25 protein-coding genes and 1 tRNA gene are annotated in these 23739 nt (G+C 57.8%); 20 read left to right on the top strand and 6 right to left on the bottom strand.

Annotation, left to right across the window (positions count from 1 at the left end; translation table 11 throughout):
• Positions 1-500: 500 nt before the first annotated feature.
• The 3 genes from V5D86_RS08880 (at position 501) to V5D86_RS08890 (ending at position 3317) form a co-directional block, all read left to right on the top strand.
• A tRNA-Ser gene (locus V5D86_RS08880) sits at positions 501-588 on the top strand.
• A gap of 159 nt (positions 589-747) precedes the next feature.
• A complete protein-coding gene (locus tag V5D86_RS08885) occupies positions 748-2574 on the top strand; it encodes an FUSC family protein (protein WP_414596330.1) in 1827 nt (608 codons plus the stop codon).
• 98 nt (positions 2575-2672) lie between these two features.
• Positions 2673-3317 (top strand): metallophosphoesterase family protein, encoded by a 645-nt coding sequence (locus V5D86_RS08890; RefSeq protein WP_414596331.1) that lies wholly within the window; start codon positions 2673-2675, stop codon positions 3315-3317.
• 26 nt (positions 3318-3343) lie between these two features.
• Here the strand turns inward: V5D86_RS08890 and V5D86_RS08895 are convergent, their stop codons facing one another.
• On the bottom strand, positions 3344-3673 hold the full coding sequence (locus V5D86_RS08895) for a DUF6951 family protein (RefSeq protein WP_414596332.1): 330 nt from the start codon (positions 3671-3673) through the stop codon (positions 3344-3346).
• Positions 3674-3846: 173 nt separating this feature from the next.
• Here V5D86_RS08895 and V5D86_RS08900 point away from each other — a divergent pair, with 173 nt between their 5' ends.
• From V5D86_RS08900 to V5D86_RS08915, 4 genes are all read left to right on the top strand, one after another.
• Complete coding sequence (locus V5D86_RS08900; RefSeq protein WP_414596333.1) at positions 3847-4227, top strand: 30S ribosomal protein S8e; 381 nt, start codon at positions 3847-3849, stop codon at positions 4225-4227.
• Positions 4228-4354: 127 nt separating this feature from the next.
• On the top strand, positions 4355-4663 hold the full coding sequence (locus V5D86_RS08905) for a signal recognition particle subunit SRP19/SEC65 family protein (RefSeq protein WP_414596334.1): 309 nt from the start codon (positions 4355-4357) through the stop codon (positions 4661-4663).
• Entirely contained in the window at positions 4657-6033 is a 1377-nt protein-coding gene (locus tag V5D86_RS08910; protein WP_414596335.1) for an NAD(P)H-hydrate dehydratase, read from the top strand. Before V5D86_RS08905 ends, V5D86_RS08910 begins: the two co-directional genes overlap by 7 nt.
• Positions 6030-6848: a metallophosphoesterase gene (locus V5D86_RS08915; protein ID WP_414596336.1), complete on the top strand. Its 819-nt coding sequence runs from the start codon at positions 6030-6032 to the stop codon at positions 6846-6848. The genes V5D86_RS08910 and V5D86_RS08915 overlap by 4 nt, the downstream gene beginning before the upstream one ends.
• 127 nt (positions 6849-6975) lie before the next feature.
• Here the strand turns inward: V5D86_RS08915 and V5D86_RS08920 are convergent, their stop codons facing one another.
• From V5D86_RS08920 to V5D86_RS08935, 4 genes are read right to left on the bottom strand one after another with little or no spacing between them, the layout of a single operon-like run.
• Complete coding sequence (locus V5D86_RS08920) at positions 6976-8493, bottom strand: Ni/Fe hydrogenase subunit alpha (protein WP_414596337.1); 1518 nt, start codon at positions 8491-8493, stop codon at positions 6976-6978.
• A 1-nt stretch (position 8494) separates the two neighbouring features.
• Positions 8495-9787 carry an oxidoreductase gene (locus V5D86_RS08925; RefSeq protein WP_414596338.1) on the bottom strand — a complete coding sequence of 431 codons (1293 nt, stop codon included), beginning with the start codon at positions 9785-9787 and terminating at the stop codon, positions 8495-8497.
• The gene (locus V5D86_RS08930; protein ID WP_414596339.1) at positions 9788-10207 is read right to left on the bottom strand and encodes a hydrogenase iron-sulfur subunit; all 420 of its coding nucleotides are present in this window, start codon (positions 10205-10207) and stop codon (positions 9788-9790) included.
• A gap of 5 nt (positions 10208-10212) precedes the next feature.
• A complete protein-coding gene (locus V5D86_RS08935; RefSeq protein WP_414596340.1) occupies positions 10213-13233 on the bottom strand; it encodes an FAD-dependent oxidoreductase in 3021 nt (1006 codons plus the stop codon).
• 911 nt (positions 13234-14144) lie between these two features.
• On the opposite strand from V5D86_RS08935, the gene psmA reads away from it, so the two are divergent.
• From psmA to V5D86_RS08995, 12 genes are all read left to right on the top strand, one after another.
• Positions 14145-14855: an archaeal proteasome endopeptidase complex subunit alpha gene (psmA, locus tag V5D86_RS08940; protein WP_414596341.1), complete on the top strand. Its 711-nt coding sequence runs from the start codon at positions 14145-14147 to the stop codon at positions 14853-14855.
• Positions 14856-14864: 9 nt separating this feature from the next.
• Positions 14865-15563 carry a ribosome assembly factor SBDS gene (locus V5D86_RS08945; protein WP_414596342.1) on the top strand — a complete coding sequence of 233 codons (699 nt, stop codon included), beginning with the start codon at positions 14865-14867 and terminating at the stop codon, positions 15561-15563.
• A 21-nt stretch (positions 15564-15584) separates the two neighbouring features.
• Positions 15585-16292, top strand: a complete 708-nt coding sequence (gene rrp4 / locus V5D86_RS08950; RefSeq protein ID WP_414596343.1) for an exosome complex RNA-binding protein Rrp4 — start codon at positions 15585-15587, stop codon at positions 16290-16292.
• A gap of 2 nt (positions 16293-16294) precedes the next feature.
• On the top strand, positions 16295-17032 hold the full coding sequence (gene rrp41, locus V5D86_RS08955; protein WP_414596344.1) for an exosome complex exonuclease Rrp41: 738 nt from the start codon (positions 16295-16297) through the stop codon (positions 17030-17032).
• Positions 17029-17802: an exosome complex protein Rrp42 gene (gene rrp42 / locus V5D86_RS08960; protein WP_414596345.1), complete on the top strand. Its 774-nt coding sequence runs from the start codon at positions 17029-17031 to the stop codon at positions 17800-17802. The genes rrp41 and rrp42 overlap by 4 nt, the downstream gene beginning before the upstream one ends.
• A gap of 6 nt (positions 17803-17808) precedes the next feature.
• On the top strand, positions 17809-18060 hold the full coding sequence (locus V5D86_RS08965) for a 50S ribosomal protein L37ae (RefSeq protein WP_414596346.1): 252 nt from the start codon (positions 17809-17811) through the stop codon (positions 18058-18060).
• Between the two features lie 7 nt (positions 18061-18067).
• On the top strand, positions 18068-18199 hold the full coding sequence (locus V5D86_RS08970; RefSeq protein ID WP_414596347.1) for a DNA-directed RNA polymerase subunit P: 132 nt from the start codon (positions 18068-18070) through the stop codon (positions 18197-18199).
• Between the two features lie 3 nt (positions 18200-18202).
• Entirely contained in the window at positions 18203-18439 is a 237-nt protein-coding gene (locus V5D86_RS08975; protein ID WP_414596348.1) for a KEOPS complex subunit Pcc1, read from the top strand.
• On the top strand, positions 18440-18805 hold the full coding sequence (locus V5D86_RS08980; RefSeq protein WP_414596349.1) for a prefoldin subunit beta: 366 nt from the start codon (positions 18440-18442) through the stop codon (positions 18803-18805). It begins immediately after the preceding gene.
• Positions 18806-18884: 79 nt separating this feature from the next.
• The gene (locus tag V5D86_RS08985; protein ID WP_414596350.1) at positions 18885-19604 is read left to right on the top strand and encodes an ABC transporter ATP-binding protein; all 720 of its coding nucleotides are present in this window, start codon (positions 18885-18887) and stop codon (positions 19602-19604) included.
• Positions 19601-21016, top strand: a complete 1416-nt coding sequence (locus V5D86_RS08990) for an ABC transporter permease (protein WP_414596351.1) — start codon at positions 19601-19603, stop codon at positions 21014-21016. The genes V5D86_RS08985 and V5D86_RS08990 overlap by 4 nt, the downstream gene beginning before the upstream one ends.
• Complete coding sequence (locus V5D86_RS08995) at positions 20973-21956, top strand: DHH family phosphoesterase (protein ID WP_414596352.1); 984 nt, start codon at positions 20973-20975, stop codon at positions 21954-21956. Before V5D86_RS08990 ends, V5D86_RS08995 begins: the two co-directional genes overlap by 44 nt.
• A 48-nt stretch (positions 21957-22004) precedes the next feature.
• On the opposite strand, the gene V5D86_RS09000 is transcribed toward V5D86_RS08995, so the two are convergent.
• On the bottom strand, positions 22005-23072 hold the full coding sequence (locus V5D86_RS09000; RefSeq protein ID WP_414596353.1) for a tyrosine--tRNA ligase: 1068 nt from the start codon (positions 23070-23072) through the stop codon (positions 22005-22007).
• 58 nt (positions 23073-23130) lie between these two features.
• On the opposite strand from V5D86_RS09000, the gene V5D86_RS09005 reads away from it, so the two are divergent.
• A complete protein-coding gene (locus V5D86_RS09005; protein ID WP_414596354.1) occupies positions 23131-23694 on the top strand; it encodes an adenine phosphoribosyltransferase in 564 nt (187 codons plus the stop codon).
• The last annotated feature ends 45 nt before the right edge of the window (positions 23695-23739 follow it).

Consider the following 23739-nt stretch of genomic DNA (forward strand, 5'->3'; position numbering starts at 1 on the left):
GGAGATCATGATTCTCCATCATTGCGGACTGTCTTAGCAGTCCCGCGTATTCCCGTGCATATCAACGAAGTATATAAGCCTTATGATTTAGGCCCTTTCTTCGGCGATAGTCACTCGCGACTTGATCGAGTGAACCTTGTGTTTCAAAGGTCCCCCGCGCCTCGCGCAAATCCCTGTACATTCCTCTTGTATATATAGATTTGTATTCTGATGAATTCTAAAAGATGCGAAAGCTGGTTTTGACCATGAAAAATAAACGAAAACATGTAACAACTCCCCAAAATAACCTGTCTGAATGATATATGGTCTCAATCTGGAAAGCACCGCAACATGTCGGACGCCTACCATGTGAAAACCACAGGCCGACGTTCGCTTACAAACGTGATAATGCCACCCTTATCTCTATATTATTACTATATCCCTATAATAGACACCATCACCCCTGCATCAAATTTCATTCCCCAAGTTTTAATAATTAATTGTGTTTCAGGGCAATTGAAGTGGAGGTGGCCCAGCCTGGCAAGGCGTCAGACTGCTAATCTGATGTCACCATGTGACCCGGGGGTTCGAATCCCTCCCTCCACGCCATTTTATCCCAACATCGGCATCCGTGCGACCCGTTGATTCTCGATCGGAGATTCATGATACACGAAAGGACGCACCGATACCCCGCCAAACCCGGAATGCTTTGCATCCAATCTAAGCATCACCCATCTGCGGTTTATATGACATCGGTCTAGTGTTCCCATGAATGCTAAAACAGTGGCAGGAAAGACGGTGTTCTTCCTCCTTCTCTGTCTGTTCGTGGGTGTGTTCTCATCCGTATTCGGTGCAGAGAATTCACTCGTAGGCGTGATGATCATCGTACTGGCCCTCATGATGATGCAGAAAGACCTCTCGGTGAGACCCGGAAGGAACCTCATCGTCCTCCTAGGATCCACACTATCTCTAGGGGTGGGTGCGTTCGTCTCGCTCTACGATCCGCTGCTCGGCGCAGTCGTCAACTTCACACTAGTGTTTCTCACCGCCTATCTGACGATGAACGATGTGAGCACGCCGATGCACTTCCCGTTCCTCCTCGGATATGCGTTCATGCTCTCGGTCCCTGTCACGCCCGAACAGCTTCCGATGCGCATCCTTGCCCTGGCCGTCGGGTCCGTATTCATCGTGGGAATGAACTGGGTGTTCAACCGCAAGACTCGCGAGAAGACCAGCCACAACGGGCTGATCGCGATCTGCAGGGAGATCGACAGCCTCATCCAGACCAGACTCGGCGGAGAGGTTCCAGACCCCTCCACGCTCGACTCTCTCTGCGACAATCTCGGTGCGAAGATGTACGAGCGTCTCAAGGACAGATTCTACAGCTCTCCCCGGGACAACACCCTGCTGGAGCTCGTCTCATGCCTGAGGGGACTCGGCAGGAAGGTCTGCACGGAGGATCCGGACAAGGGTGTGCTCAAGGAGCTTTCCGACATCATGGGGGCAGTGATATCCTTCGAATTGGGAGATTCCGACCTCGACTCGCTGCATTCATCCTGCAAGGGCATTCTGTCCGGGGGAGTCCGTGCCGACAGGGACACCGTGACACTTGTCAGGATGATAGATTCCAAGCTCGCGCACCTGTCCACCATCGACGACGGGGACTCGTACTCCGAGGATCCCGTCCCGAAGGCGTTCAGGTACAAGACGCTCCTGAAGGAGAACCTGCGCGGGGACTCGCTGTCTTTCTCGTTCGCGTTCAGAATCGCGGGGCTGTTCACCCTCTGGGCGTTCATATGGCAGTACTGGGACGTCGAGAATGCCAAATGGCTACTGTACACCACCATCGCCGTCGTCATGCCGTACATAGAAGGGTCCTGGAAGAAGGCCTCCATGCGCATCACCGGAACACTGGTCGGCGCACTGGCGTTCATAGCATTGGCCGTGGTCCTGAAGGAGGACATGATGCTGATGACGGCCGCACTTCTGGTGATCAACTACATCTACACCGTGCTGGACCCGAAGAGGTACGATGTGATGATGTCGTTCATCACCGTCTCCGCACTCATCGCGGCATCCATGGCAGAGCCTGCCGAGACCGCACTGCTCGAGAGGATAGCATTCATCCTCCTTGGAGTGGCTGCGGCAACGATCGCGAACCATACCGTCCTGCCGTACAGGATGAGGGACGAGAACATGGAGCTGGGGGCACGGTTCATCAGGATATCCTCACTGAGGATCGGTGAGCTCGCCGATGCGGCCGCCGGGAACCCGGACCTGCAGAAGAGGGCATACCTCACGCTCACTGCGGGAAGCATCTCGCAGAAGCTGTTCGTGAACGCAAGGCGCACCGACGGGACGGAGGATGATGAGTTCGTGATGAACCAGAGCACCGTGATGTCCGAATGCGCCCTGATATCCGCATCCCTTGACGAGGAGCCCTCGGATGTCCGCAGAAGGATAACGGAGGTCCTTCATGGGGACGCCGTCACGGACGACGATGTGGAGATCGTCAAGCGCGCGGGGAATCTCATCTCCCTGAACGACAGAAGCAGACGCCTGCTCGGGGACATGGCCACCGCTGACATCGTGTGACTCTCCCCGACCTCCGTGAAACGATTTACACCCTCCCATGCCACGATGGGCCCGGACTACCGCATCCCCTTAAGTACGGCACCCCCGATTCCGTTGGCATGAGGTTCCTAGTCTTCACAGACCTTCACCAGAAGGCGTCCGTAATAGACAAGATCAACGACATGGTCGAGAGAAACGATGCGGAATTCGCCATATGCCTCGGGGACGTCACCGACTTTGGCACCGGAGAGGATGCTGCGGACATCCTCTCGAGGATCAACACCAAGGTGTATGCGATCCCCGGGAACTGCGATCCGCTGGACTTCCCCGAGAAGATCTCCGATGTGGCCGTGGACATGCACGGCAACACCGAGACCATCGACGGATACAGGTTCGTGGGGCTCGGAGGGTCCAACATAACGATCTTCGGGACCCCCTTCGAACTGGAGGAGGATGACCTGTATGACGGACTGGACGGGAACTGCGAGGAGGGGATGGTCCTCATGACACATGCCCCTTCATACGGCATCCTGGACCAGATCCCCTCCGGACAGAGCGTCGGAAGCCCTGCCATAAAGGACATAGTCGACCTGTATCGCCCGATCCTTGCGATGTCCGGACATATCCATGAGGCGGTGGGCGTCGTGGTATCCGGCGGGACCACCTTCGTGAACCCCGGTCCCGCAAAGGACGGCAGGATGGCCATCATAGACATAACGGATGGCAAGGTCGACGTGAAGCTCATAGGTCCCGCGGACCACTGAACCGTACGATGCGGGCCATGCCCGCATCACCCTTTCATGGACATCTCACAGGATCCGGTCTTGGAGTAGATCCTCCTGGACATCATGCCGGCCTCAATCCATGCCGCTTGATACACTGCGATCGGCGCAAGGCATATCATCGACATGTTGCCACGGACCTCCTCCCTGTTTATCCTGCTGGTCTCGAAGTTCATGATGTCATCCATCGATATCACGGTAAGGTTCTTCGCGAAACTCCGCAATGCTTCGCAATCACTGTCGACGAGGATGTCGAACCCTCCGTCCTCCCTGGCGGATGCCGTGACCTCGACATACTTGTCACAGACCCTCATCTCTGTCCTGATGGTAGAGGCCATGGCCACTGGACCACTTCACGGTATTAATGGAAGATCATCCCTTGTTTCAAATCTCGGATTTTTCACCTCTGCAAAGGTTTACACGGGCTAATCATGAGGAATGTACAGTGATGAGAAAGGGTTCAACCGCGAAGGTTTAAATACAGTATCCGGATTGGCGTGGACTGATTACAATGGCACTTTGGCAGGGTAAATCCAACAGGAAGCCCACTGGCGGCAGGCTCGTCGCCAGCCACGGGAAGAGGAAGTTCGAGATCGGCAGGGAGAAGCAGTTCACCAGACTCGGTGCGCAGACCCTGAAGCAGTATCGCGGAGCCGGCGGAAGTGTCAAGGTTGGGATGCTCAGCGCCCAGTACGCAAACGTCGTCGACAAGAAGACCAACACTGTGAAGAAAGTCAAGATCCTCACTGTGAAGTCCAACCCGTCCGACCCCAACTACGTCCAGCGTAACATCATGAACAAGGGCGCCACCATCTCCACCGAGATCGGCGATGCTATCATCACGTCCAGGCCTGGCCAGGACGGCGCCGTCAACGCAGTGCTGCTTGAGTGATCATCTAAACACTAAAATCCAGGTCCCGTGAACTTCCGGGGACCTGGAATATTTTTCCATCCTTTCCATCGCCGGACTCGCGCGTCTGCTCGATAGAGTTATTATCACATGTGCGATAAGCCGTCGCATGGCATACGACCCGGATGTTGCGATAACCCTCTGGCCGGAATACTTCGACATCAATCTCACCAGAGCCGAGGGCAGAAGGCTTCCCAAGAGCCTATGCGTCCCCAATCCGAATCTGGACATCATTGCCAAAGGCGCCATGATCCTGGACCTCGAATATGAGATCAGAGAGGACATGTCCTATCCCAAGATGCCCCGTGCCAAACATGGTTGCGTCAAGGTGGAAAAGGGCAAACTGACCAAGACTGAGATCCTCCCCCAGATAGGGAGGATCCTCGTCGAGAACCAGGGAAGGCGATCGGATTGCTGACGCCCCTGGATGCCAGGGTATCGGACAGGAACGCCGAGGCACTCGGAATCCCTGTCAGGAACCTCATGGGCAATGCAGGGAAGGAAGTAGCGAGAGTACTGGACGAGGAGTACCAAGGCAAGAAGGTCCTCTTCGTATGCGGATCGGGGAACAACGGAGGAGACGGCTTCGCCGCCGCACTCGGGATGGACCCCGCCAGAGTGAGTGTCGCGCTGTTATGCGAACCCTCGAAGATCCATACGGACGAATCCAGGTTCTATTACTCGTTGCTGGAATGCGACATCTCACAATACAGCCGCGACCTTATCGACGGATGTGATGTGATAGCGGACTGTGCCCTGGGCACCGGTACATCCGGCAATGTGAAGGGCCCATACAGGTCATTCATAGAGGACGCAAACGCATCCGGAAAACCCATCCTGTCCGTCGACGTCCCTTCTGGGCTGGGTACAGACATGGCGATCGTGCCCGATCGCACTGTGACATTCATGGACATCAAGGAGGGCATGGACCAGAGCAACAGCGGGCACATCACAGTGGCCGACATAGGCATCCCCTATGCTGCGTACCGCGATGTCGGACCGGGAGACATGCTCAGATACCCGATCCCGAAGAAAGACAGTCACAAGGGACAGAACGGCAGACTGATGGTCATTGCAGGCGGCCCCTATTTCGGGGCTCCCGCATTGGCATCCTACTCGGCACTGCGCACAGGTGCGGACATCGTAAGACTGTTCTCCCCCGAATCGGTCCATGCCGAGGTCTCGTCCATGACCCCTGTCCTGATGGTCACCGACCTTCCCGGAGACAGACTCACCACGACATCCGTCGGGATGCTCCTCTCCAACTCCAAGGACTACGATGCCGTCCTCATAGGTCCGGGACTTGGAACATCTGATGATACGATGGAGGCTGTCAGAGAATTCGTATCCAACTGCGATGTGCCGATGGTGATAGATGCCGACGGCCTCACCGCCCTGTCCGGACACAGGCTCTCGGCCCCTGCGGTCCTCACACCGCACCGCGGAGAGTTTGAGAGGCTCGGTGGGGGGAATCCGGAGGATATCGCACGCATGATGGGGGTCACCGTATTGCTCAAGGGTGCGGACGATACGATCACGAACGGCATGGTCACGAGAACGAATCGCCACGGGACTGCGGCGATGACCGGTGCCGGCACAGGAGATGTCCTGGCAGGGTGCGTGGCGGCACTCCTGTCCAAAGGTCTGTCCCCGTTCGATTCGGCCTGTCTCGGAGCCTACATCTGCGGAAAGGCCGGAGAATTGGCATTTCAATCCAAGTCATACGGCCTCATCGCGACCGATGTGGCCGAATCCATCCCTGATGTCCTGAGGGAAGGCCTTAGATGACAGACATACAGCCCGTATATGGCATCCCGGCACTGATGGTCGACTACACCCTGGTCATCGGAGACCTGCACATAGGCCTGGAGTCCCATCTGAGGAAGAAGGGGTTCCATCTGGTGTCCCGGACCGAGGACATGCTCGATGCTGTCATGGAAGCCGCAGGGGATGATGCGAACAGACTCGTCGTCATCGGCGATGTGAAGGACTCCGTACCTGGTTCCACCAAGCAGGAGTATGCCGAGATCCCAGACTTCTTCGAGGAACTGTCCCATCGTTTCGATATCATAGATCTTGTCAGAGGGAACCATGACACGGAGATCGAGGAGTTCCTTCCGGGAAATGTGTGTATCCATCCTGCCAGCGGTATGAAGATCGGTGACGTCGGATTCATCCATGGCCACACATGGCCATCGGAGGAGGTCATGGACTGCAAGACACTGGTAATGGCGCACAACCATCCTGCCGTCATGTTCAGGGACGGTGTGGGGAGGCAGACGACCGAACCATGCTGGTTCCGCGGATCCTTCAGCGCATCGTCCAACGAGAGATATCCTGCCCTTCCGGAACGCTTCATCGTCATACCGGCATTCAACAGGATGCTCGGGGGATCCCCGGTGAATACGATAGGGGATGACCTCCTCGGACCCGTCCTCAACAGCGGACTTCTCGACCTGGACGATGCACACCTGTATCTCCTCGACGGGATAGACCTGGGAAGGAGATCCGACCTGCTCATAGAGTCCAGACGCACCGGCAGATGGAAGGACACCGACCGCAGGGGCGGCAAGGGCCCTCAGCACAGGGCGAAGTACTCCTGATCCGAACAAGACGCTCGGACAGTGCGAGATAAGACAGGGGATGCAAGACGGTACACGCCTGCGGATGGGATGTACCCGACCGCATGGTATAATGTTTAAGGAGGGGCCCGAAGGCCCCAGTTTTCGATCAGTTCCTGGAGATCGTGTCGTACACGGATCCGTCGGAGTTCCTGATGACCGCGGTGAGCGGCATCTGACCGGGAAGTGCGTGGGTAGCACAGGAGTTGCAGGGATCGTAGGCCCTGAACGCCATCTCGACCATGTTGAGGAGTCCGGGGGACACATCGAAGTTGTGGATGAGACCCTTGGCGACCTTGGCGACATCCATGCAGATGGGTCCGTTGTTGTTGGTGGTTCCAACGACCATGTTGCATGCGGTGACGATTCCGTTCTCGTCGCAGGTGTAGTCGTGGGTGAGGGTTCCTCTGGGAGCCTCGACGCATCCGACACCCCTTCCTCCGGGAACGAGGTCGTGCTGCTTGATGTCTCCGTTCAGGATGTCGTTGTTCTTGACATCCTCGAGGCACTTCTCAGCGCAACAGACCATCTCGATGATCCTGGCCCAGTGGGTGCAGAGGGTGAACTGGCAGGGGCCGTCCACTCCGTTGTCCTTGAGGATTCCGCGGTACTCCTCCAGAGCCTCCTGGGCTATGGGGGTGGGCATCGAGTCACACGTGTTCAGCCTGGACAGGGGGCTTGCCCTGTAAAGACCGGAATCGGCTCCGTCGACGAGTCCCTTGTATCCGGGGTTCCTGAGGTAGGGGAACTTCTCGTAGGTCCAGGGCTCGGAGGCCTCGGCGATGTGGTCGAGGTAGTCGTACGCGTCGTACTTCTCCTTCTCGTTGCCCTTCTGGTCAACGACCCTGACCTTTCCATCGTGGACCTCGAACTGGTTCTTGTCGTTGACAAGTCCCATGTGGTAGGTCTCGTGGTAGTACAGGTCCTTGTTCAGCACGATCTTCATGTACTCCTCGTTGGACAGGACGACGTCCTTGAAGACCTGCAGAGAGGTCTTCGCGAACTCGAGCATGTTCTCGGCGTACTCGATCATGGTCTGCTGCTCTTCCTTGGAGACTGCCTTGGAGACTCCTCCGGGAACACCGAGCAGGGGGTGGGTGGGCTTTCCTCCCAGGATTGCCTGGATGGACTGTGCCTGCCTCCTCGCCTTGACGACTGCTCCTCCGAGGTCGAGTCCGACGCGTCCGATTACACCGAGGACGTTCCTCTCCGCCGCAGGTGCGGCGGGTCCGCACACGAAGTCGGGCGCAGCCAGTGCGTAGAAGTGCGCGATGTGGCTGTGGACGAAGTGTGCGTTGTAGAACGCGTCCCTGATGAGGTATGCGGTCGCTGTGGGCTTGGCGTTGTAGCATCCGTCGATCGCCTTGGTGGCTGCCAGGTGGTGAGCACCGGGACAGACTCCGCAGAGCCTGGCGGTGATCTGGTTGAGCTCCGTGACCCTCCTGCCGATGCAGAATCTCTCGAATCCCCTGAGCTCGGGAACCTGCCAGTAAGCGTTCTGGACGTCTCCCTTGTCGTCAAGGAAGATCTCGATCTTTCCGTGTCCCTCGAGACGGGTGATGGGGTCGACGGTCACGCGCTTCGTGGTGACCTTGGTCTTCTCATCCCATATGACTGGTCCGGCCATTTCAGTTGCCTCCTGTTTTCTCTGTGACTGCCCTCTTGATAAGGGACTTTCCGAGCGTGTATGCATAGAAGTATCCGAGGGGATCCTTGATGCTGCTCATGATCTCGATGATCTTGTCCTCTCCACAGGTCGGGTCCTCGTCCAGAATGGGGAAGAGCGATGCGACTGCGGTGAAGATGGATGCTCCCTGCTCCTGGACATCCTCGGTGGGTCCGTAGCATCCACGGCAGGGCTGGCCTGCCCTGGTGCACCTGGCACCGCATCCTCCGACGGTTGCGGGTCCGAGGCACAGGATTCCCTGCTCCATCAGGCACACGTTGGGGTCAACATCGACCTGATAGGGCTCCTTGAGCTCGGTGATCCTTGCACCGGTCTTCTGCCTGGGGCACTCCTCGCACAGGGTCCTGGTGGTGACACCGACGGTTGTTCCCTTGGGCGGGAGGGGCACTCCGTTGTAGACAAATCCGGCAACGGCTGCGAGCAGGTTGGAGATGGATTCGGGAAGGGGAGGGCATCCGGGGACGTAGTAGTCGACGTCGATGACCTGATCGAGGGTCTTGACGGTGTCGTACAGCGTGGGGATGGTGAGCTCTCCCTCGGGAACCTGGGTCTTCTCCTGGGGGATCTGGGGTGCATCCTTGTGGTAGTCGTTCTGGAAGTTGGCAGAGGACGGGGTCTTGGTGTACACGTAGTCCAGGATGTCCTTTGCTCCTCCGGGGACGAGGTTGGCGAGTGCAGGGCTTCCTCCGAAGACCGCGCAGGTTCCATAGGAAACCACGATCTTGGACTTCTGCCTGAGCAGCTTTGCCATGTGCTCGTTCTCGGTGTTCCTGACAGCACCGGAGATGAGGGTGACGGTGATCTCCCCGTCATCCATCGCGGCGATGTCCTTCTCCTTCCCATCTGCGGCAACGGGCCACATGACGATGTCGGCCATGTCACCGATGGTCAGGAGCCTCTCGTGAGTGTCCAGAAGGGACACGTCACATCCTCCGCAGGCAGCGCACCAGTAGACGGCGAGCTTGATCTTTCCGCCGGCGGGTGCTCCGGGTAGGAGAGGTCCGAGGTCAGCTGCCTCGAGCCTGACGCCTGCAGGGATCTTGTCGTCGTTGGGGGATGCCACGGGGGGCACGATGAAGTCGTAGGGGCCGGGGTTGCCGGTGGACGCCTGCGCCTTGGGTGCTGCGGGCTTCGCCTCAGCGGGCTTGGCGGCAGCCTTGGGTGCAGGCTTTGCGGCAGCCTTGGGCTCCTCCTTCTTTTCATTCTTCTTGAACAGCTTGTCAAAGAATCCCATTCAGTTCGCCTCCTTGACGAGAGGGGTGGGTCCGAGCTCCTTGATGGTCTCGACGAAGCCCACGATGGTTGTCTGGAATTTCTCTCCCTCAGATGCGGAGACCCACTCGAGCTTGAGCCTCTTGGGGTCGAATCCGTACTGCTCGAGGACCATCCTCAGAAGGGCGATCCTCCTCCTTGCCCTGTAGTTACCGCCGATGTAGTGGCAGTCGGCAGGGTGGCATCCGAGGACCATGACACCATCCGCTCCCTTGGCGAACGCCCTGAGGACGAACTCGGGGTCCACACGGGCGGAGCACATGGTCCTGATGATACGGAAGTTGGTGGGCATCTGCAGCCTGGCCACACCGGCACCGTCGGCACCGGCATAGGAGCACCAGTTGCAGCAGAACGTGACGATTCTAGGTTCGAAGTCTGCCATCGTAATCACTCTCCTCCTACGGGGTAGTCGAGGCAAGCGTCGATCTCCGCGATGATCTGCTTGCTCCTGAAGCCTCTCTGCTCCATGGCACCGGCAGGACAGGATGCGACACAGCATCCGCAACCCTTGCAGAGACCCGCGTTGACGTTGCTCTTGAAGGTTCCGTTGGGCTGCTCGACGAGCGTGATGGCGTTGTAGTCGCAGCATCCTACGCAGACGCCGCATCCGTCACAGCGGTCGACGTTGGCGACAGCGGTGATTCCGTCGGAGATGATCTTGTCCTTGGAGATGACGGTCAGCATCCTGGAGGCGGCTCCGGATGCCTGAGCGATACACTCGTCCATGAACTTGGGCCAGTGGGCTGCACCGGCCACATAGACTCCCTCGGTGGCGAAATCGACGGGCCTCAGCTTCTGGTGGGCCTCGAAGTAGAATCCGTCCTTGGAGATGGGGACCTTCACCATCTTGGCGAGGTTCTCCTTGTTCTCTCTGTCGGGGGCGATTCCGGCCGCGAGGACGAGAGCGTCCACGGGGATCTCGACGTTGTCTCCGAGAGTGGAGTCGAAGACCTTCACGACGTTTCCATCGTATGCGGGCAGAGGCTCTCCCTCGGAGTACCTGAGGAACTTGACGCCCATCTGGCATGCCCTGAGGTAGAGCTCCTCGCGGAACGCGTAGGTCCTGATGTCCTTGTGGATGATGGTAACGTTGGCGGTCGGGTCGGCCATCTTGATCTTGATAGCCTCTCTGCAGGACTGTGCGCAGCACACCCTGCTGCAGTACGCGACGCTGTCGTTCCTGGATCCGACGCACTGGATGAACACGACGTTCTTCTTGTCGAAGGATCCGTCGTCGATCGCCTTCTCGGCCATGATCTGGGTCATGACCTTGGGGTCGCTGCCGCAGTTGTACTCGGTAGGCTGGTACATGGCAGCTCCGACCGCGAACAGGACGGCTCCGACGGGGAACTCTCCTCCGTCGCTGAGCTGGAGCTTGAAGTTACCGACGTATCCGGGGATGTCCTTGACGGTCACTCCCTTGTGGACGGTGATCAGGTTGCAGCTCTCGACCTTCTTGATGGTCTCGGCGAGGAAGTCCTGCACTGCGACTCCATCCTCCTTGAAGAAGAAGTTGCGTGCGAATCCTCCGAGCTCGGCCTCCCTCTCGACGAGGTGCACAGGGTATCCCTGGGCAGCGATGTCGAGGGCGGCAGACATTCCAGTGATTCCTCCACCGATGACGGCGGCGGCGTTGGTCACGGGGATCTCGGCTCCGACGAGAGGCTCGAGGAGACGGGCCTTCGCGATGGCCATCCTCAGCAGGTCCTTGGCCTTGTTGGTGGCTGCCTCGTGCTCGTGCATGTGGATCCAGGAGCACTGGTCGCGGATGTTGGCCATGTTGTAGAGGTACTTGTTCAGACCTCCGTTCCTGCATGCCTCCCTGAAGAGGGGCTCGTGGGTCCTGGGGGTACAGGATGCGACGACGACCCTGTTCAGGTCGTGCTCCTGGATGGCCTGGGAGATGGACTCCAGACAGTCCTGGGCGCATGCGTACTGGGACTCCATGGCGAGAACCACGTTGGGCAGGGTCTTTGCGTACTCGGTGACAGCGGGGACGTCGACGACGGCTCCGATGTTGATTCCGCAGTGGCAGACCCATACTCCGATCCTGGGCTCCTTCCCTTCGACATCCTTCTCAGGGGGGTAGACCTTGGGTGCGCAGGGCTCGAAGTCCTTGTCGACGATCCACTTTCCGGCCTTGGCTGCGGATCCGCATGCCTCGGCGACAGAGGTCGGGATGTCCTTGGGCGCCGCGAAGGCTCCGGTGACGAACACTCCGGGCCTGGTGGTCTCGAGGGGGTGGAAGACAGAGGTCTTGCAGAATCCGTACTCGTTCAGCTCGATTCCGAGCATATCGGCGAACTCCTGGGCTCCCTCGGGCGGGACGAGACCGACGGAGAGGACGACCATGTCGAACTCTGCGGAGACGGGCTCTCCCTTGGCGTCTGTGTAGTTCACGTAGAGCTTCTTGGTCTCGGGGTCCTCCTCGATGTTGGATACGCGAGCGGCCCTGTGCATGTTGATGCCGTACTCGTCCTCTCCTCTGTGGATGTAAGCCTCGAACTCCTTTCCATAGGACCTGATGTCCATGAAGAAGATGTCTTCCTGAAGGTCTCCGTGCTCCTTGGTGATCATTGCCTGCTTGACGGCGTACATGCAGCACACGGACGAGCAGTACTTCTTCCAGCCAGTCTTCTCGGACCTGGATCCGCAGCACTGGATGTAAGCGATCTTCTTGGGGTCCTCTCCGCTGGAGGGCACGACAATGTGTCCCCTGTGAGGTCCGGAGGCGCACATGAGCCTCTCGTACTCGATAGCGGTGACGACGTTCTGGAACCTGCCGTAGCCATACTCGGTGGCCTGGGCGGCGTTCCATACCTGGAATCCAGGGGCTGCGATGACGGATCCGACCTCGATGGTGATGGTCTCGTCCTTGTCGTCGTAGTGGATGGCACCCTTTCCGCAGTTCTTTGCGCAAAGACCGCACTTTCCCTTCTGGATCATGTTACAGCGGTCCCCGTCGATGATAGCGACACGAGGCACCGCCTGCGCATGGGGGATGTAGATTGCCTTCCTGTTAACAAGTCCGTACTCGTACTTGTCAGGAATGTTCTTGACAGGACACTTAGCGATACAGTCGCCGCATCCAGTACACTCCTTGGGATTGACGTACCTTGCCTTCTTCAGGACAGTCACTTTGAAGTTGCCTGCCTCACCCTCAACCTTCTGGACCTCGTGGTAGGTCAGAACGTCGATGTTCGGGTGTCCGGCGCAGTCCGCCATCTTGGGAGAGAGGATACACGCAGAACAGTCGTTCGTAGGGAAGGTCTTGTCCAGACGGCACATAACGCCTCCAATGGTGGGGTCCTTGTCCACCAGGTAGACGTGTATGCCACGGTCTGCAAGATCCAACGAAGCCTGGATTCCCGCGATTCCTCCACCGATAACCAATGCCGATTTGCTCAAGTCATTGCCTCCGTTACCAAATTGGTGTTTGGAACGTCCTGGTATAGCCGACTTCACTATTTTAATGGATACTACAATATCTATTAATATCAATAAATCATTTATTATAGGGTTTTATCAAAAACAAACTTTGTCTCTCCTAATATTTTTAGGGTAATCTAAATTATCAATAGCCGGCAATATGAAAAATTGTATTCATTTGTATTATCAGATAGGATAATACAACAATAATTTTTGTATATATTGCATATTTGTTTCGTAACTATACGAAGGAATTTTGAGCCTGCTCCACAAAAAATAGAGTTTATTAAACCTTAGCTTCAAATGACCAACCTCAAGAAATGCTGGCTATATGATGTTGGATGATTGGTGTGCATCCAATGTCTCAATAACACGAATATTGGATTAGTAACATCATTATGTGAAACCTGATATCAGCGGGAGAGCGAACATCGAAGACCTCGTTTCATTGTCCGAACTATCCTGCATCTCCGTTCGACAAATGTTATATCTGCAATGATTGTCGCCCGACGCATGACGGTGAAATCCAAGCGCGGAAGAAGGCGGTACACCGCGTTCGAAGTGCCTTTGGGGACGGACAGACGTACTGCGGAAACGGCCGTGTCCGACATTGGATCTGCCAAAGTCATAACGTGCGGGAAAGGATACGCCGTGATCCGCTCCCTCCCCGAAGACCGGGAAGCGCTGGAGGATACGATGTCCACGAGGATCACGGGATCTGTCGCATTCGACTGCTCCGGAACCCTCAAAACGCTTCGTACGAGACATCCGCAGCTCAATGCTCCGAGAAAACGCCGCAAACGATCACGGACGGAACGGACCTAGTTCCCAAACGCTTTATACTGCGCCCCTCATCAAGGCGCGTTAGAATAATAGGAGCAGGTCTTTTTATGCAACCCGGACAGATGGCTTATGACAGGGGGAGCACAGTTTTCTCCCCCGATGGAAGGCTTTTCCAAGTTGAGTACGCCCGTGAGGCCGTGAAGAAGGGTTCCACGACAATCGGAATCAAGTACGACGGCGGAGTCATGCTCATCGTGGACAGAAGAGTCTCGAGCAAACTTCTTGAACCGAAGTCCACCGAGAAGATCCACGACATCGACGACTACATCGGTTGCGCAACCTCAGGTCTCGTCGCCGACGCCAGGGTCCTTGTCGAGGAAGCGAGGAAGCAGGCCCAGACCCACAGAGTCAATTTCGGAGAGAACATCGGGGTCGAGATGCTCGTCAAGAAGATCTGCGACTACGAACAGAACTTCACCCAGTACGGCGGGGCACGCCCCTTCGGAACAGCACTGCTCGTGGCAGGTACCGACGACCTCGGCGCACACCTGTTCGAGACCGACCCCTCGGGTGCCCTGGTCGCATACAAGGCGACCGGCATAGGCAACGGACGTCCTGCCGTCATGGACTTGTTCGAGAAGGAGTTCAAGGACGGCATGTCGTTCGAAGAGGCGGGGACCCTCGGACTCAAGGCGCTCTCCGCCGCGGTGGAAGAGAAGCTCAACGCAGACACCGTGGAGATCGGTGTCGCCGAGATCGGAAAGAAGTTCAGAAGGCTCTCGGTGGACGGGGTCTCCGACCTCATCGGCAAACTGTGAGTGATCACCATGGTCAACCTCGACGATGCGATCGTGGCACGCCTGGAATCCCACGGAGAGACGTTCGAGATCCTTCTTGATCCGAAGGTCGTCGACCTGATAAAGCAGGGCAAGCAGTTTGACGTCGTCGAGTATATGGCCGTCGAGGATGTCTTCAAGAACGCCTCCAAAGGGACCAGACCTCCAGAGGACAAGGTCACGGAAGCGTTCGGCACGACGGATATCTCCGAGATCGCCAGGAAGATCCTCGAGAAGGGCGAGGTCCAGGTAACGGCCGAACAGCGCAAGGAGATGCTCGAGGCGAAGAGGCACCAGGTCATCGCGTACATCGCCGCTAATGCGATCAACCCGCAGACCCACACGCCCCATCCCCCGACCAGGATCGAACTGGCGCTCGAGGAGGCCAAGTTCCACGTCGATGCGTTCAAGCCACTGGACAAGGAGATCGAGGAGGCCATGAAGTTGCTGCGCCCCCTCATACCCATAAGGTTCGAGAGGAGCCGCATCGCGATCAAGCTCAAGGGAACGGACTACGGACGTTGCTACGACGACATCGTATCGTTCGGCGTCGTCGACCACGAGATATGGACGCCCGAGGGGGACTGGATCGGGAGCATGGAGATCCCCGCAGGGACCATTACCGAGCTGACGGAGAAACTGAAGCACAAGACAAAGGGCAGCGCCTCGGTCAAGCTCGTGAACGAATGAAATTTAAGCAGAGTGATACGAATGGAAAGAAGAAACACCAGACAGACGCGCGAAATCGTCGTTCCGGGCGACGTGCTCGACGGCACCGGCATGAAACCGGGGGACTATGCATACGTCCAGGACGGCAAGGTCCGCGCCAGCGTCATGGGGGTCCGCAACGTGTTCCAGAACACGGTGGGCGTTATCCCCCTGAGGGGATGCTACATGCCCTCCTCCGGAGACACGGTCATAGGAGTAATCGTCGACATCGGGCCATCCAACTGGCTCGTCGACATCGGGGCGCCCTATCCTGCGCCCCTCCACGTCAACGAGGTCCCCTGGAGGGTCGAGTTCGGAGACACATCGCGCTACCTCGGGATGGGCAACGTCGTCCTGCTGAAGGTCCTGTCCGTCGATGAGAGCAAGAAGATACAGGTGACCATGAAGGACTCCGGACTGAGGAAGCTGGAGGGAGGGAGGCTCGTGAAGATCTCCCACTCCAAGGTCTCGAGGGTCATAGGCAAGCAGGGATCCATGATCTCGATGCTGAAGAACATGACAGACTGCCGCATCACCGTTGGACAGAACGGGATGGTCTGGATTGACGGCGACGAGGAGAACGCCGATGTCGCCGCCAAGGCAGTGATGATGATCGAGGAGTTGGCCCAGTGCAGCAACCTCACCGACAGGATCAAAGAATTTATTGAGAACAAGCTCCCCCAGAGCGACGAAGAAGAGGGGGATGAGTGACCATGAGCGGACACACTGATATGGTATTGGTCGACGAGAATGGCATGCGCATCGACGGAAGGACCGCCGAGGAGCACAGGCCCATCAAGATCGAGGCCGGAGTCCTGCACAATGCGGACGGATCGGCATACGTAGAGATTGGAAAGAACAAGGTCCTGGCAGCGGTGTACGGACCGAGGGAGTGCCACCCCAGGCACCTGCAGAACCCCCAGAAGGCGATCGTGCAGGTGAAATACAACATGGAGGCGTACTCCGTCTCCGACAGGAAGAGGCCCGGGACCGACAGGAGGAGCATCGAGATCTCCAAGATCACCGCGGAGGCCCTCGAGAAGGTGGTCCTGACGGAGCTCTACCCCCGTGCCTCCATCGATGTGTACATCGAGATCCTCCAGGCGAACGCAGGGACGAGATGCGCCGGACTGACCGCCGCATCCGTGGCACTCGCCGACGCAGGCATCCCGATGAGGGACATCGTCCCCGCCATAGCCGCCGGAAAGGCGGACGGGAACGTGCTTCTCGACCTCAACAAGGAGGAGGACAACTACGGTCAGGCCGATGTGCCCATAGCCATCGTCCCGTCGACCGATGAGATCGTCCTCCTTCAGATGGACGGCAACATGACCCGCGCAGAGTTCGATCACGCGATCGAGCTCGCGGTGAATGCCTGCCACGAGGTACACGACCTCCAGGTAGATGCACTCAAAAGACGCTACTCCAAGAACCAGGAGGCATCCCAATGAGCAATGAAATGATGTCCGAGATCAAGCGCGACCACATCATGCGCCTTCTGGACAAGGGCGAGAGGCAGGACGGACGCGGCGTCAAGGACTTCAGGGACATAAAGGTCGAGACCGGCCTCATAGAGTCCGCGGACGGGTCCGCCCGTGTCCAAATGGGCAGGACGACCGTCATCGCCGGGATCAAGATCATCCCCGGTACCCCCTTCGGGGACACCCCGAACCTTGGGGTGCTCACCACCGGTATGGAGCTCATCCCCATGGCCCACTCCACATTCGAGTCCGGTCCCCCCGGGGAGGACGCGATCGAGCTGGCACGTGTGGTCGACAGAGGGATCCGCGAATCCGGGATGGTCGATGTGGAAGGACTCTGCATCACCCCCGGGGAGGAGGTATGGATGTGCTACATCGACATCTACGCCATCGACTACGACGGCAACCTGTTCGATGCGGCCAATCTCGCAGCGGTGTGTGCCCTGAAGAACGCCGTCATCCCCGGAGAGCAGTACGGGAAGGGAGAGAACAGACCCCTCCCCATCACCTGCACCCCCATCTCGGTGACGGAGGCCAAAGTCGGAAACACTTTAATAGTCGACCCCGACTACGACGAAGAGCAGATTTCAACCGCGCGTCTTACGGTCACGACCGACGACAACGGTAACTTCAGAGCGATGCAGAAAGGCGGATGCGGCTCGATCACCCTTGACGAGCTCGCCCAGTGCCTTGACAGAGCTGTGGAGATCGGCGCGGAGATCAGAAAAATCATCGGGTGACCCCAAATGGCAAAAAGGACAGTCAAAGCGGGAAGCTCCGGAAGGTTCGGAGCAAGGTACGGAGTTATCGTCCGCAACAGGATCAAGAACATCGAGGCACAGCAGAAGAAGAAGCACGAGTGCCCCGTCTGCCACCACGCCTCCGTCAAGAGGGAGAGCTCCGGCATCTGGTACTGCGCACACTGCGGCACCAAGTTCGCTGCCGGCGCATACAGTCCCAAGACGAAGAGGGAGATCTCCCAGGTAAGCGAGCAGTGAGGCCACAATGTACAGATGCGCCAAGTGCAACGAGCCCGTGAGGAATGTGAATTCCCTCGGACTCCAGTGCGAGAAGTGCGGATCCAAGATCTTCTTCAAGGACAGACCCAACGTGAAGAAGACGCTGAAATCCGACTGAACGATGTACAGAGCCACCCTCAGGATGGACTGGTCGAGCGCGAAAGCGGTCGCCGAGTCCATCGGTCCGGAGTCAGGCAGGGAACTGCCCCGGACCAGATCCTCCATCCGGATGGATGGGGATGCGGCGGTCGTCGACATAGAGGCGACGGACGCTTCAGCGATGAGGGCGGCGCTAAACTCGTATCTCGAGTGCGTCATCGTCGTGCAGAAAGTGGAACACATCGCCAAGGTGAGATGAATGAACGGCATAAGCCCCCAGCTTCAGAACCAGATCGCACAGTACCAGCAGGTGCAGCAACAGCTCCAGGCGGTCTCCTCTCAGAAGATGCAGTACGATGCACAGAGGAGGGAGATGACGAGGACACTGGACGAGCTCAACTCTGCCACCGGCGACGTATACAAGTCTGCTGGATCCCTGCTCATCAAGGTCGAGGACAAGGAGTCCCTGAGAGCGGAGATCGAGGAATCCGTCGAGACGATGGAGGTCAGGATCTCCAGCCTGGACCGCCAGGAGAAGACCCTCCAGGAGAAGTTCAAGGTCCTGTCCGACACGATCAACGCTGCCATGGGCAACATGGCGGCAAGACCTGCGGACGAGGAGTGAACCTCCTCCACAAACCATTTACATATTCTCACAAGGACCTTTGCCAAAGGTTAAGAATGATAAGACCGACTTCGCCCGCATGGATGCACTCGAACTGAGAGATGTCCGCAAATCCTACGGCCAGAGGGAGGCTGTGCATGGCATTTCCCTGACGGTCCGCGAAGGCGAGATATTCGGACTCATAGGACACAACGGTGCCGGAAAGACCACCACGCTCAGGATGATATCCACGCTTCTCGGGATCACGTCTGGGACCATATCCGTGTTCGGCCACGACGTGGCCACTGAATCGGAGGAGGTCAGGAAGATTATCAGCTACCTTCCCGAGGATGCCGGGGCCTACAAGGACATGACAGGACGTGCGTACCTTGAGTTCATGGCATCGTTCTTCGCGTCCGGCGAGAGGAAGGACGAGATGGTCGGACGTGGCATGGAGCTTGCGGACCTTGGGGAAAGGATAGACTCCAAGGTGGACACGTACAGCAAGGGAATGATGCGCAGACTGCTCATCGCAAGAGCGATAATGCCGAGCCCAAAACTTGCGATCATGGACGAGGTCACCTCTGGGCTGGACGTCATCAACGCATACGAGGTCAGGAGCGTCATCAGAAGCATAGCATCCTCGGGAGTGACCGTGATAATGTCCTCTCACAACATGTTCGAGGTGGACATGCTGTGCGACCGTGTAGGGATGATCGATCAGGGCAACCTCATCCTCCTGGGTGCTCCGGACGACCTCAAGAAGGAATACGGGGTCGACACACTCGAAGAGGTCTTCGTCAAGGCGGTGAAAGGATGAGCCACATCACCAACATCATGAGGAAGGAGATCAAGGAGATGCTGTCCCCGGGATCCGTCGCCTCGATCCTGATCATGGTCGTCCTGTTCGCTGGCCTGGGCGGACTCATCGGAGGGGAGGTGGAGAAGAGCACCGCCCTTCCCGAGATCGCCATCGTCGCGGACGACGGCACATACTACGAATACACCTACATCGACGAACAGGGGGAGACGAGGACCGTCGTCTGGAATCCCATAGGGTCCCTTACGAACTACTACGGGGAGGATGTGGACAAGATCCATGTGCTCGAATCCTCGACCACCGCGTCCGATGACACGATAGTAGATGAGATGATGGATCGCGGCATCGCCAATGCACTGGTGTTCCCCGACATCGAAACGTTCAGACAGTCCATGGCCGAGTCCAGGAGCGTCAGCATACAGCAGCTCTACATATACGAGCCGACAGGCATGTTCGGGACAGTCGGATCCGCGATAATGTCGACCGTGATCTCCCTGCTGAACGAGGACCTGTCCAGGATCCTCATATCCGAGAAGGGAGGGGAGGACTATGAGTTCCTCACCAATCCGCTCACATCCTCGGGGGACTCCATCGTCACGGTGGTCGACGGCAAGCTCCAGACCGGCATAACACCAGGGGACATATCATCCATGGTCAGCAGCCAGACCATGATGATACCCATCGTGATAATGATAATCATCATGATGGTCGGTAGCATAGTGATCAGCTCGATGGGTTCCGAGAAGGAGAACAAGACCCTGGAGACGCTGCTCACGCTGCCCATCAGGAGGACATCCATAGTCGCCGGGAAGATAGTCGCCGCAGCGGTTGTCGGACTCATCTACGGACTGGCCTACATGGTCGGGATGAGCATATACATGGGCTCGATGACGGGCATGCTGTCATCAGCCACGGGGGACGTGAACCTGGAGGCGCTGGGCATGTCCCTGGACATGACCGACTGGGCCCTCGTCATGGTCTCGATGTTCCTGTCCATAGTCTGTGCACTGGGGATATGCATGATCCTCGGGGCCTTCTCCAAGAACTACAAGTCCGCTCAGACAATGACCATGCCCCTCAGCATCCTCGCGATGATCCCCATGTTCGTGATAATGTTCACGGGATGGTACGGCACGGGCGCGGTCATCCAGGGAGTCTGTTTCGCGATCCCGTTCTCACACCCGATGATGGCCATGCAGGCGCTCATGTACGGGGATGTCACGCTGGTGCTGGCGGGGATAGCGTACATGGCCGTGTTCGCGATCGTCACCGTGCTGATCACCGTCAAGCTGTACAACTCGGACGTGCTGATCACCGGCCTCGGACAGAACAAGTGGGTGCAGATGATCACACGCAGGAACCGATCGTATGAACAGCGATCTGAAGACAATAGCCGAAGCACTGTCCGATGACAGGATCAAAGCGATCCTTGTCCACGGGAACGCGGACATGGATGCCCTCGGGTCCGCATACGCCATAGCGAGATGCTTCCCAGGATGCGCCATATTCGCACCCGACGGGTTGGACCGCGTGTCCAAGATGGTGGCCGCCAAGATGGAGACCGCCGTACGCGAAGGTACTGGCGAGGGATTCGACATGCGCGTGGTCGTGGACACGTCGTCCCCGGAACAGCTAGTCCCGTCCGGGACACTGACCGTGGACGTGGTCATAGACCACCACAAGGCCACCGGCAGATGGGATGGCGTCCCCCTGTTCCACTGCGACGATACACGCACATCATGCTGCGAGATCGTGAAGGAGCTGATAGACGTCGCAGGGGTCGAGATGACACGTGACGCGGCGATCATGCTCCTCGGCGGGATGCTCACGGACAGCGGACATTTCCAGTTCGCGAAACCGCACCTGCTCTCGTCCTTCTCCGACCTCATGGAGAGGTTCGACATCGGGATGGACGAGGCCATGGACCTCGTGGAGTCCGAGACCAGCATATCCGAGAGGATCGCCATGCTGAAGGCCGTCAGCCGCATAAAGTACGAACGGATCGGCCAGATGATAGTGGCCACGTCCAATGCGGGAAGCTTCGAGGCATCATCCTGCAGGGCGATGATCGATGCTGGAGCCGACATAGCGTTCGTCGGGTCCCAGAGGGACTCGGAGTTCCGCATAAGCGGCCGCGCGACCCAGGACGCCGTTCGCAAGGGGATACACCTCGGAGAGATAATGTCCCGCGTCGGAGGGGAGACCAAGTGCGACGGCGGAGGTCACGGCGGAGCTGCCGGACTCAACGGGACGGGGGACGTGGAGGCCATGCTCATGATATGCATGGAGAACACGAAGGACCTCCTGAGGGAGATACGCTCCAGAGAGAATGCGGTCAGACTACCCAGATAAACTATAAACGAGCTCGGGAGCGGTCGGCCCCCGAGCGGAAACGGTTTCTCACCTGAGCTTCTTCAGGCCTTCTACGATGGTCTTGAGCCTATCGTAGTTCTCGGGATTCTGCTCGAAATAGTCCCTGACAGGCTGAAGGGTCTTGTACAGACCGGCCCCGACACCGGACTTGAGATCGACGGGGGAGAGTCCTCCTCCGTAGTAGGCAGCCTTGAGCTCATCATAACTGGAGTAGTCTATCGGACCACCGTACTTCTCGGGACGGTCGATGTGCATCGAACCCTCCCTGGGGAAGATGACGTACCTGGCGAGCATCATGATGGGGTTGACATCCTCGTTCTCGGGCTCGGGAGGGCAGTACGCCTTCTTCATCTTCGAGGATATGTCCTCCATGGTATCGTGGATGCGGATGCTTCCGGAGGGGTCGCTCTTGGACATCTTGGACTCGACCGGATCCATCCTGTTGCCGCCCTTGAGTCCGGGAAGCAGCGGGGTGTGGACAGCGATGGGCTTCCTCCATCCGAGCTTGTCCGCGGCATCGCGGGCGAGCATGTGCGCCCTGCGCTGATCGAGGCCCGCATATGCCAGGTCCACATCCATGCAGAAGATGTCGGTGGCCTGGAGTATGGGATAGAACAGCTTCGAGGCATCGACCTCCGCCTCGTCCTCGGACCTTCCCATGATCGTCATGGCCCTCTTGACCCTCGAGAGGGATGTGACCTTGGCCACCTTTATGACCTTCTCCCAGTAGCTTATGTCGGACAGGACCTCGCTGGCATAGCGGAACTTGACCTTGTCCTTGGGGACTCCCAGGGCGATGAAGCAGTCCTCCATGTAACGGGCACAGGAACGGATGTTCTCCAGATCGCCGCCGAGCTTGTCGTTGATATACGCGTGCCAATCGGCCCAGAACACGGTGACCTCGAAACCCGCTTCCGCCAGGTCCCTTATCTTCTGCGCGACGAGCACCCATCCGAGATGCACGAGTCCCGACGGCTCGAAACCGATGTACGCAGTGGGATGCTCCTTCTCTCTCAGAAGATTGTTTATCTCCTCTTCAGTAACGATCTCGACCGTGTTCCTGGTCACGAGGGCCAATCTTTCGCCAACATCCATTTGAATCGACGGCCCATCTACTACTTCATTAAAATCTATGTCGCCCATGGTCCCAAACATGAAATTCCCCCTCCTGGCGAAGAGCTTCCTGGAAGGCCCCGTCGTGGACTACGGAGGATATCCCTATTTCGTGACTCAGCTGTCGGACGGATTCCCGAGGATCGACAGGGACCTGTTGGACGAGGTCCTCGATGGCATAGTGGAGATGTCGGACCTGGACTGCGATGTAATCCTCGCACCGGAGGCCATGGGGATACCCCTTGCCACCGGGATCACACTGAGGACGGGCATACCCTTCGCAGTGGTGAGGAAGAAGCGCTACGGACTCCCCGGCGAGGTCGAGGTCCATCAGAGGACGGGCTACTCCGAATCCGTGATGACGGTCAACTCCGTCGGACCCGGGGAACGCGTGGTCCTGTTGGACGATGTGATCGACACCGGAGGGACCGTGAAGGCCGCTGTCGAGAGCCTCAGGGATGCCGGGATCGAGGTCACGGAGGTCATCGCGGTGTTCTGCAGATGTCCTGACCCCGAGGGCCTGTCCGAAGAGATCGGGGCCCCTGTCCGCTATCTACTTCCTGTCGGGATGAGGGACGGCAGACCGACGATAAGCATCGAGTAATGGTTACTCCCGGGGTCTGGTTTATCAATCCCGGTCGGAAGGGTC

The organism is Candidatus Methanoprimaticola sp. MG2, from assembly GCF_047501175.1.
Lineage (GTDB): Archaea > Thermoplasmatota > Thermoplasmata > Methanomassiliicoccales > Methanomethylophilaceae > Methanoprimaticola.